The sequence below is a fragment of the Mesorhizobium intechi genome, from assembly GCF_002879535.1.
Taxonomy (GTDB): Bacteria; Pseudomonadota; Alphaproteobacteria; order Rhizobiales; family Rhizobiaceae; genus Mesorhizobium; species Mesorhizobium intechi.
This window is the reverse complement of record NZ_PNOT02000227.1, coordinates 1-10,224: the sequence shown is the minus strand read 5'-3', so window position 1 is coordinate 10,224 and position 10,224 is coordinate 1. Positions and strand designations below refer to the sequence as shown.

The window sequence follows — 10,224 nt, the reverse complement described above, 5'->3', positions numbered from 1 at the left end:
CGACAACATCAGGCGCCACCGCGCCGGGCTCGACCCTATCGGGCTCGTCGACCGGTCGCGCGGTTATTGAAATCCAACCAGAAAGGCCGTCCCCTTGTCCCTGCTCAAGACCGTCGATACCGACCCGTCCTTCGATCCACGTCAATCCAAGGCCTTGCCCGAGCGGCTGATCGCCGGCGACCCGGCCTTCAAGACCTGGGCGCAGGATGCGGCCAAGGACGACCTGGTTCATACCGGCGTCTGGGAGGCGACCCCGGGCGAGACGCGCTCGGTCAAGGGTGAGACTTTCGAGTTCTGCCACATCCTCGCCGGCGTGATTGAAATCACGCCCGATGGTGGCGAGGCGGTGACCTACCGCGCCGGCGACAGCTTCGTGATGAAGCCCGGCTTCACCGGCGTCTGGAAGACCATTGAAACGGTGCGCAAGATCTACGTCACCGTAGGGTAATAGGGGTTGGCCGGCCGGCGCCTCCGCAACAGATTTTGCCGTCCCTCGTCGCCAGCACGCAACAATCATCCGCGACCGATCGTCGAACGGTGCATGCTGCGCTGTTGCTCGCGCTAGGCTCCTCCAGAGCAGCTGAGAGTGGGCGCCCATGGGCTTGAGCTTCGACCCGGATACCGTCTCCCTTCCCGTCGGCCATTTTATCGGCGGGGAACTGATCGCGGCCGAGGGCGCGATCGAGATGCGCCGACCGTCGGACGGCAAGGCATACGCGGCCAGCCCCGTGGCCGGCGTCGCTATGGTCGACCGTGCGGTGGAAAGCGCCAGGGCGGCCCTCAAGGCCAGCAACTGGGGCGGCGTTCGGCCGCGCGAGCGCACCAGGGCGCTCCAGGCCTGGGCTGAGCTGATCGAGGCGGAAGCCGAGACGCTGGCGAAGATCGAGGCGCTGTGCTCGACGCGGCCCGTCGGCCAGCTTATCGCCGGCGACATTGCCATAACCGCCGAGCAGATCCGCTTTTTCGCCGAGTTCGCCGACAAGGAGGGCAGCGAGCTTGTGCCCACCGACGATGCCACCCTTGGCATGATCATGAGCGAGCCCTATGGCGTGGTCGGCGCGATCACGCCCTGGAATTTTCCGATCTCGATGGCCGGCTGGAAGCTTGGCCCGGCGCTCGCCGCCGGCAATGCGGTCGTGCTGAAGCCATCTGAAATGACACCGTTTTCGGCTGTCTATATGGCGCAGCTCGCCGTAAAGGCCGGCCTGCCGGCCGGGCTGATCAACGTGGTGCTCGGCGACGGTCCGACGACCGGCACGGCGCTGACCGGCCATCCCGAGATCGCCAAGGTCTCATTCACCGGCTCAACTCGCGCCGGTTCGGCGATCATGGAGAATGTGGCCCGCACCGGCGTCAAGCCGATGACGCTGGAACTCGGCGGCAAGAGCCCGCAGATCGTCTTTGAGGATGCCGATCTCGACAAGGCGGCGGCGGCGATCGCGGGCAGCGTCACCTTCAACGCCGGCCAGGCCTGCGTCGCCGGCACGCGCCTGATCGTCGAGGCGAGCGTGGCCGACAGGCTGACGGCGGCCATCGTGGATAAGATGAAAACGGTGCGGCCCGGCCCGACTTGGGACGAGGCGACGCAGTATTCACCGATCATCTCGGAACGGCAGCGGGCACGTGTCCACGGCATCGTGCGGGCGGCGGTCGGGGCCGGCGGCGAATGCCTGATCGGCGGCAGCGCCATGGACAACCACGGCTATTTCTACACGCCGACGTTGATTGCCGGTGTCGAACAGGCCAATCCCGCGATCGTCGAGGAGATCTTCGGCCCGGTGCTGACCGTCCAGAGGTTCCAGACCGAGGAAGAGGCGCTGGCGCTGTCCAGCCATCCGATCTATGGGCTGGCTTCCGGCCTGTTTACCTCCGATCTATCCCGCACGATCCGCTTCGCGCGCAAGCTCGAGGCGGGTACGATCTGGATCAACCGCTACAGCCGCTCGCGCGACCATATCCTGCCAACCGGCGGCTACAAGCGCTCCGGCATCGGCAAGGACCTTGGCCGCGAAGCCTATCTCGCCAATCGCAGGACCAAGAGCGTCCTGATCAGCCTGTGAAGAGATGCCGATGAAATCCTACTCGATTGCCCTGATTCCCGGTGACGGCATCGGCCGCGTTGTGACCGCCGCCGCCTGGACGGTGCTGGAAGCGGCGGCCAGGCAGTCCGGCTTTGCCCTGACTGTAACCGAATTTCCCTGGTCGTGCCGCTTCTTCAAGGAGACAGGCCGCATGATGCCTCAGGACGGCATCGAGACGTTGCGCGGCTTCGACGCCATCCTTCTTGGCGCGGTCGGCTGGCCGGCAGAGGTACCGGATTCCGTCTCGCTCCACGGCCTGCTGCTGCCTATCCGCAAGGCGTTCGTGCAATACGCCAACATCCGGCCTCATCGACTGTTGCCTGGCGTCACGGGCCCGCTGCGGGCTGAAAGCTTCGACATCCTGTGCATCCGCGAGAACACCGAAGGGGAATATTCCGGCGCCGGCGGTCGCGTGCACCAAGGCACGCAGAACGAGGTCGCCGTGGAGACCTCCATCTTCACCAGGGCAGGCGTCGAGCGCATCCTGCGCTTCGGCTTCGAGCAGGCACGGTCACGGCGAGGCAAACTCGCCTCTGTCACCAAGTCCAACGCGCAGAAGCATTCGATGGTCTTCTGGGATGAGATCACGAGGAAGCTGGCGCCAGATTATCCGGACGTCGAAGTGACCAGCTATCACGTCGATGCGCTCGCCGCGCGCATGATCATGGCGCCAGAAAGCCTCGACGTGGTCGTCGCCTCCAACCTGTTCGGCGATATCCTGACCGACATCGGCGCGGCGATACAGGGCGGACTGGGTTACGCCGCCTCCGCCAACATCAATCCCGACCGCTCGGCGCCATCCATGTTCGAGCCGGTGCACGGCTCGGCGCCGGACATCGCCCATCTCGGCATCGCCAATCCGATCGCCACCATCTGGTCGGGCGCGATGATGCTCGAACATCTCGGCGAAGCAGCTGCTGCCGACCGCGTCATGAAGGCGCTCGAGGCGACAACTGCCGGAGGCATTGGAACAATCCCCGGCAAGGATCGCACGGAAGCCATGACGGCCGCCGTCGTCGCCGCGCTCGTCTGATTGCAAGGTCGTTCTCGATGAAAAACCTGAAAGACCAGAACCTCTTCCGCGAAGCCGGCCTGATCGGCGGCAAATGGGTTGTTTCCGACTCCGGCGAGACGGTCGATGTCATCGATCCGGCGACCCAGTCCGCCATCGGCACGGTTCCAGACATGGCCGGTTCGCAGACCCGTGCGGCCATAGAGGCGGCGGCGTCCGCCTATGGAAATTGGAGGAAGAAGACCAACGCCGAGCGTGCCGGCCTCCTGGAGACCTGGCATGGCCTGATGCTCGCCCACCTGGACGATCTGGCCCTGATCCTGACCACGGAACAGGGCAAGCCGCTGGACGAGGCCAGAGGCGAGATCCGTTATGGCGCCTCCTTCGTCAAATGGTTCGCCGAGGAAGCGCGACGCATCAACGGCCACACCATCCCTTCGCCCACATCCGACCGCCGCATCATCGTCCTGAAAGAGCCGGTGGGTGTGTGCGGCATCATCACGCCGTGGAATTTTCCCAATGCGATGATCACCCGCAAGGTCGCGCCGGCGCTGGCCGCCGGCTGCACGGTGGTGATCAAGCCGTCGGAGTTCACGCCCTATTCGGCGCTGGCACTCGGGGTGCTTGCCGAGCGGGCAGGCATCCCGGCCGGCGTCATCAACATCGTCACCGGCATGCCGGCCGACATCGGCAACGAGATCATGGCGAACGAAACCGTGCGCAAGATCTCCTTCACCGGCTCCACGCGGGTCGGTTCGCTGCTGATGCGTGGCGCGGCCGATGGTGTCAAGCGGCTCAGCCTTGAACTCGGCGGCAACGCCCCGTTCATCGTCTTCGACGACGCCGATATCGATTGCGCCGTCGAGGGCGCGCTTGTCTCGAAATTCCGCAATGGCGGCCAGACCTGCGTGTGCGCCAACCGCATCCTCGTCCAGGCCGGCGTCTATGACGCGTTCGCAGCGAAGCTCACGGCCCGTGTCAACGCCATGACGGTAGGGCCCGGCACGCAGCCCGGCATCGCCATCGGCCCGATGATCAATATGGCGGCGGTCGAGAAGATCAACCGCCACGTCGAGGATGCGCTTGCCAAAGGTGCTGTGATCGTCACCGAAAAGCCGGTGCTGCCGGAAGGTCCTCAGTATGTCGCGCCGCTGGTGCTGACGGGCGCCACAAAAGACATGCAGCTTGCTGGCGAGGAAACCTTCGGTCCGGTGGCACCGCTTTTCCGTTTCGAAACGGAAGAAGAAGCGATCGCTCTCGCCAACGGCACGCCCTACGGGCTTGCCTCCTACTTCTACACCGAGAATCTGAAGCGCGCCTGGCGCGTCGGCGAGGCGCTGGAGTTCGGCATGGTCGGGCTCAACACCGGCGCGGTGTCGTTGGAAGTGGCGCCCTTCGGCGGCGTCAAGCAGTCCGGCCTCGGGCGCGAGGGCGCGCAAGCCGGCATCGAGGAATATCTCGAGATGAAGAGCTTTCACATGGGCGGGCTGGGCTGAAGCGGCCCCCAATCACTGAATCCGGTCGAGCGCCTTGTAGTAGAGGCCAACCATCGGCAGGAACCACGGCTTACCCGAATAACCGGGAATGGAAGGCCACTTTAGCCCCTTCACGGGATTGCGGTCCTCGCGGCCGAGCATGGCATCGGCCAGGATCATGCCGAGATGGGTCGAAAGCTGCGCTCCGTGGCCGGAATAGCCCATCGCGTACCAGACCCCATCATGGTAGCCGGCGCGCGGGAAGCGGTCCTTGGTCATGTCGACCAGCCCGCCCCAGCAATAGTCGATCTCGACCCCGGCGAGTTGCGGGAAGATCGCCGCAAGGCTTGCCCGCAAAATCTGTCCGCTCCTGGCATCGGAACGCTGGTCGGATGTCGCCGAGAAGCGTGCGCGACCGCCGAAGATCAGGCGCCTGTCGGGCGACAGCCGGAAGTAGTTGCCGATGTTCATCGAGGTCACGCATGTCCGGTTGCCCGGCATGGTGGCAGTGATCTCGGCGTCGCTGAGCGGCCGCGTGGCGATGATGAAGCTGCCTACCGAGATGAGCCTACGGCGGAAATAGCCGAAATTCGGCGTGGTGTAGGCGCCGGTCGCCACCAGCACATTGTCGGCGCTGATGCGGCCACGCGACGTGGTCAGCTCATGCCGGTTGCCTGCCTGCTTGTGGCCGGTCACCCTGGTGTTCTCGTGGATGACGGCGCCATGGCGCGCCGCGGCCGTGGCGAGACCCGCCACATAACGGCCCATATGCATCATGGCGCTCTTCTTCGACAGCATCGCGCCATGGAAGGGCGAGCCGACCTCGGATTTGAGATCAGCAGCCGACAGCAACGCCGTCTCCGGATCCACCTCGGCATGGATGGCTTCGAAGTTGCGGGCGATGGCCTCGAAATGCTGCGGCTTGGAGGCGAGCTTCAGCTTGCCGGCGCGGCGGAAATTGCAGTCGATACCTTCCTCGGCAACCAGCGCCTCGATGGTGTCGATGGATGAGTCCAGCGCCCGATAAAGCGCGATCACGCGTTCCTTGCCGAGCTCGGCCTTGGCCGAAAGATAGCTGTGGGCGAGGCCATTGTTCAGATGGCCGCCATTGCGACCGGATGCGCCCCAGCCCACCCGCTCCGCTTCCAGCACGGCCACCTTGGAGCCGGCCTTCGCCAATTGCCGCGCTGCGGCGAGACCGGTGAAACCGCCACCAATGATGGCGGTATCGTAGTGCCCCTCGACCGGGCCTTGCGCGCCGCCGGAAAAGACCGGGGCGGTGTCGTGCCAGTAGGAAACCAGCTTCATCGGCAATCCGCCTGTCTCAAAGCCCAACCACGCCGGGAAGACCGGAAATGCCGGCGATCTCGGTGTAGCCGTAGTAGGGATTGGCGGGTTCGTGGCCGCGGTTGACCCATACCTTGTTCTTGATACCGAGATCATGCGCCGACATCAGGTCGTAGCGGAACGACGATGAACAGTGAAGGACATCTTCGGGACCGCAGCCCAGCATGTCGAGCATATATTCAAAGGCTTTGAAGCGCGGCTTATAGGCCTGCGCCTGTTCGGCCGTGTAGACGGCATGGAACGGTGCGCCGAGCTTCTCGACATTGGACATGATCTGCGCGTTCATGGCGTTGGACAGGATGACCAGCGGGATTTCCTTGGCGACCTTCGCCAGGCCGGCCGGAACGTCCGCGTGCGGCCCCCAGGTCGGGACACGTTCATAGATCATTTTGGCATCGTCGGCGCTGAAGGCGACGCCATTGCGCTTGCAGGCGCGCTCGAGCGCATTGTGGACGACATCGGCATAGGGTTTCCAGTCGCCCATAATCTCGTCCAGCCGATAGGCGGCGAAGTTCTTGATGAACGCCTGCATGCGCGCCTCGTCGAGTAAGCTGCCGTAGAGGTCGCGGGCCGCTTCCGCCATCTGGAAAAAGGTCAACGTGCCATAGCAGTCGAAGGTGATGTATTTGGGCCTGAAAGAAGCCATGTACGACGATCTCCGGTGGAAGCATACCCGCTTTGGGATGCATTTCATCATAGGCCGGCAGGCAGCGGACCACCTGACCGAAATGAGCCTCCAGAAAGCAGAAAGTACCGTATCAGCTGCCCGGTTTGGCACGCTGTTGCATCCTGACCGCCAATGAGAGCGCCTCCGCAACCTGAAAACGCATCCGCCGCGGCTGGCGCCAGCAGAAGATGCGGCGCACGCCCCGCGCAAAGGCGAAAGATGTCGCGGAGACCGAGACCTTCAGACGATCTGCGGCGCGCCAATGACCGAGACTTGCGGGCAGACGGAAGGATGCCTCATGCAGCAGAGCGAGATCGAAATCCGGGACTTCGGGCCTGACCATATAGAGGGCGCAGTGGCGCTTTCGCGTCAGGAGAACTGGCCGCATCGCCCGCAGGACTGGCAGATGGCGCTGCAGCTTTCGAGCGGCGCGGTTGCGCTTGACGACGACGGCCGGGTCGCCGGCACCATCCTGGTGACGCCGTACGGCATGGATTGCGCCATGATCAACATGGTGATCGTCGACAAGAACGCGCGCGGCAAGGGGCTCGGGCGCAAGCTCATGGAACAAGCCTTCGCCCTTGCCGGCAACCGTCCACTGCGGCTGGTCGCGACCGCGGTCGGCATGCCTCTCTATGAGAGGCTGGGCTTCGTGCCCTCCGGCACCATCCTGCAGCATCAAGGCAAGGTTGCGGAGCTTGGCTTGCCGGAAGGCGTGGAAGCCGCGAGCGCCGACGATCTGCCGGAGATCAAGGCGCTGGACCGTGACGCTTATGGGGCAGACCGTGAAGCTCTGATCGACGCGCTGGCGGAGCGGGGGCAATTCGCGGTCATCCGCCGCAATGGCGCCATCGAGGGCTATGCGGCAATCCGGCCTTTCGGACGCGGCGAGGTGGTCGGTCCGGTGATCGCGGCAGGTGCCGAGGCGGCCAAAGCCCTGATCAGCTTCTTCGCCGCGCAGCGCGCCGGTGCCTTCCTGCGCGTGGATACCGGCAGCATGACCGGCATCGCCTCTTGGCTGACGGAAGTCGGCCTCGTCCATGTCGGCGGCGGCGTGGCCATGGATCGCCCAGCCAGAAAGGCATCGGAACAGGCCAGGCCAAAAGTTTACGCCCTCGCCAACCAGGCGCTCGGCTAACCGGAGGACAACAATGCTCGCCAATTCATTGGTCGAACTCGACCGCGCCCATCTCATTCATCCGGTCTCGTCATACCGCGGCCACGAGGCGCTCGGCGTGCGCGTGCTGAAATCGGCGAAGGGGGCGACCGTTACCGACGCATCCGGCAAGCAACTCGTCGATGGCTTCGCGGGTTTGTGGTGCGTCAATGCCGGCTACGGCCACGACAGCATCGTCGAGGCGGCGGCCCGGCAAATGCGCGAGCTTGCCTATGCCACCGCCTATTTCGACCTCGGCTCCGAGCCGGCCATCCGTCTCGCGTCGGAACTGGCCGAGCGTGCGCCGGGCGATCTCAATCACGTCTACTTCACGCTGGGCGGGTCTGACGCCGTTGACAGCACGATTCGTTTCGTCCGTTACTATTGGAATGCCAGGCGCGAGCCGAAACGCGACCAGTTCATTTCCATCGAACAGGGTTATCACGGGTCGTCGGTGGTCGGCGCAGGCCTGACCGCCCTGCCCGCCTTTCACGCCGGTTTCGGCGTTCCCTTCGAATGGCAGCACAAGATCCCCTCGCCCTATCCCTATCGCAACCCGGTGGGTGAAGACGGCGACGCGATCACCGCCGCATCGCTCGCGGCGCTGAAGGCCAAGATCGAGGAGATCGGTCCCGATCGTGTCGCCGCCTTCTATGCCGAACCAATCCAGGGCTCGGGCGGCGTCATCGTTCCGCCGAGGGGCTGGATCAAGGCGATACGCGAGTTGTGCAAGGAATACGGTATCCTGTTCATCGCCGACGAAGTAATCACCGGCTTCGGTCGCACGGGCCCCCTGTTCGCCTGTACCGAGGAGGATATCGTTCCCGACTTCATGACGACCGCGAAGGGCCTGACCTCCGGCTATGTTCCTATGGGCGCGGTGTTCATGACCGATCATGTCTACAACGTCATCGCCGATGGCGCGGGCACTTCCGCGGTCGGCCACGGCTACACCTATTCGGCCCATCCCGTCAGCGCCGCTGTCGCGCTCGAAGTGTTGAAGCTCTACGAAGACGGCCTTCTGGAGAATGGCATCAAGGCCGGCGCGCGCCTGATGGAGGGATTGGCGGGCCTGAGCGACCATCCTCTCGTCGGCGATGTCCGCGGTCGCGGCATGCTCGCCGCGATCGAACTGGTGGTCGACAAAAAGGAGAAGACGCCGCTTCCCGCATCGGCCATGCCCGCGCGCCGCGTGTTCGACAGGGCGTGGGACAACGGTCTCATCATCCGCGCCTTTGCCAACGGGGTTCTCGGCTACGCTCCCCCGCTCTGCTGCACCAACGACGACATCGATGCGATCATCGAACGCACGCGCCGGACGCTCGACCAGACGCTCGACGATGCCGATGTTCGCAAGGCCCTTGCATGAGCGGCGACGAATACCGCGTGTTTCGAAATAGCGCCGGGGCAGACGATTTCGCAATTTTGTGCCGCCCCCTCACGCCTTTTCGGCGAATTCAGCGCGGGGGAAGTGCCAGACTGCTCTTAAGACAAGGCCAGAAGGCACGAATTGTCGGGCTTTTGAAGAGGCCGATGCTCCGGATAGCACGGAATTTTGTTCTGTTCGGCACCATGGAATTCGGCCGCGCGCAGAGGAGAGCCAGTCTTGGCCAGGGGCTTTAGCGAATTCGAATACATGACCTTCGACGTCGTCGGCACGCTGATCGACTTCGAAGGCGGCATTACGACCTGCCTGGCCGGGATTGCCGCCGAGGCTGGCGTTGCCATCGACGGCGAAGCCGCGCTGGCCCTGTATCGGCAGGCCCGCTACATGCCCGATGCGGGGCTGTTTCCTGACGATCTCGTGCGTGTCTACATCGTCATCGCCCCGCAACTCGGCCTGCCGGCGGAGGAGAAATATGGCGTCCGACTGCGGGACTCTGCCAGAGCCTGGCAAGGATTCCCCGACAGCGCGGCGGCATTGGCTGAGCTTGCGAAATCCCACAAGCTGATTGCCATGACCAATGCTCGGCGCTGGGCGCTCGATCATTTCGAGAGGCAGCTCGGATCGCCCTTCTTCGCCACCTTCACCGCCGACGATACCGGCACGGCGAAACCGGATCCGGCCTTTTTCCAGAAGGTCTTCGATTTCGTCGCCTCAAGGGGCGATAGCAAGGACGACATCCTGCACGTCGCGCAAAGCCAGTATCACGACATCGGCATATCCCGCGCGCTTGGCATGACGAATTGCTGGATCGAACGCCGACACGCGCAGACGGGCTATGGCGGCACAATCGAGCCCGAGCGCTTCACCGTGCCAGACCACCACTTCACCTCGATGGCCGCCCTTGCAGCGGCCGTCCGGGAAAGCCTGAAGGAACGAGCCTGAGCCAAAGCCCGGAAAGCCGCGACAAGACGAGCATCCCGACCAAACAAACAGAAAGGGGAATAACATGACCGACAAGATCACGAACTGGACCAGCGCCGACGATGCCATGGTCGAAAACGCCATCCGGCGGGGCGCGAGCCGCCGCGAGCTTCTAAAG

Annotated in this window: 10 protein-coding genes; 8 read left to right on the top strand and 2 right to left on the bottom strand. The window is 64.1% G+C overall.

Features of this window, described 5'->3' with window-relative positions:
- The first annotated feature begins 94 nt into the window (after positions 1-94).
- The 4 genes from C1D09_RS19980 (at position 95) to C1D09_RS19965 (ending at position 4,589) form a co-directional block, all read left to right on the top strand.
- Positions 95-448, top strand: a complete 354-nt coding sequence (locus tag C1D09_RS19980) for a cupin domain-containing protein (RefSeq protein WP_143975933.1) — start codon at positions 95-97, stop codon at positions 446-448.
- 148 nt (positions 449-596) lie between these two features.
- Positions 597-2,060, top strand: a complete 1,464-nt coding sequence (locus C1D09_RS19975) for an aldehyde dehydrogenase family protein (protein ID WP_143975932.1) — start codon at positions 597-599, stop codon at positions 2,058-2,060.
- A 10-nt stretch (positions 2,061-2,070) separates the two neighbouring features.
- Positions 2,071-3,114, top strand: a complete 1,044-nt coding sequence (locus C1D09_RS19970; protein WP_143975931.1) for a tartrate dehydrogenase — start codon at positions 2,071-2,073, stop codon at positions 3,112-3,114.
- Positions 3,115-3,131: 17 nt separating this feature from the next.
- On the top strand, positions 3,132-4,589 hold the full coding sequence (locus C1D09_RS19965; RefSeq protein WP_143975930.1) for an NAD-dependent succinate-semialdehyde dehydrogenase: 1,458 nt from the start codon (positions 3,132-3,134) through the stop codon (positions 4,587-4,589).
- A gap of 12 nt (positions 4,590-4,601) precedes the next feature.
- Here C1D09_RS19965 and C1D09_RS19960 read toward each other — a convergent pair whose 3' ends face one another.
- Positions 4,602-5,876, bottom strand: coding sequence for an NAD(P)/FAD-dependent oxidoreductase (locus tag C1D09_RS19960; RefSeq protein ID WP_143975929.1), 1,275 nt, complete (start codon positions 5,874-5,876; stop codon positions 4,602-4,604).
- A 16-nt stretch (positions 5,877-5,892) separates the two neighbouring features.
- Positions 5,893-6,561, bottom strand: coding sequence for a haloacid dehalogenase type II (locus tag C1D09_RS19955; protein WP_143975928.1), 669 nt, complete (start codon positions 6,559-6,561; stop codon positions 5,893-5,895).
- Between C1D09_RS19955 and C1D09_RS19950 the strand changes: the two genes are divergently transcribed.
- From C1D09_RS19950 to C1D09_RS19935, 4 genes are all read left to right on the top strand, one after another.
- Positions 6,560-6,718 carry a hypothetical protein gene (locus C1D09_RS19950; RefSeq protein ID WP_246135813.1) on the top strand — a complete coding sequence of 53 codons (159 nt, stop codon included), beginning with the start codon at positions 6,560-6,562 and terminating at the stop codon, positions 6,716-6,718. The two genes, C1D09_RS19955 and C1D09_RS19950, sit on opposite strands and share 2 nt — an antisense overlap.
- A 162-nt stretch (positions 6,719-6,880) precedes the next feature.
- Positions 6,881-7,720: a GNAT family N-acetyltransferase gene (locus C1D09_RS19945; protein WP_143975926.1), complete on the top strand. Its 840-nt coding sequence runs from the start codon at positions 6,881-6,883 to the stop codon at positions 7,718-7,720.
- A 13-nt stretch (positions 7,721-7,733) separates the two neighbouring features.
- Positions 7,734-9,107 (top strand): aspartate aminotransferase family protein, encoded by a 1,374-nt coding sequence (locus tag C1D09_RS19940; RefSeq protein ID WP_143975925.1) that lies wholly within the window; start codon positions 7,734-7,736, stop codon positions 9,105-9,107.
- A 267-nt stretch (positions 9,108-9,374) separates the two neighbouring features.
- Positions 9,375-10,067, top strand: a complete 693-nt coding sequence (locus C1D09_RS19935) for an HAD-IA family hydrolase (protein WP_425463425.1) — start codon at positions 9,375-9,377, stop codon at positions 10,065-10,067.
- Positions 10,068-10,224 lie beyond the last annotated feature (157 nt).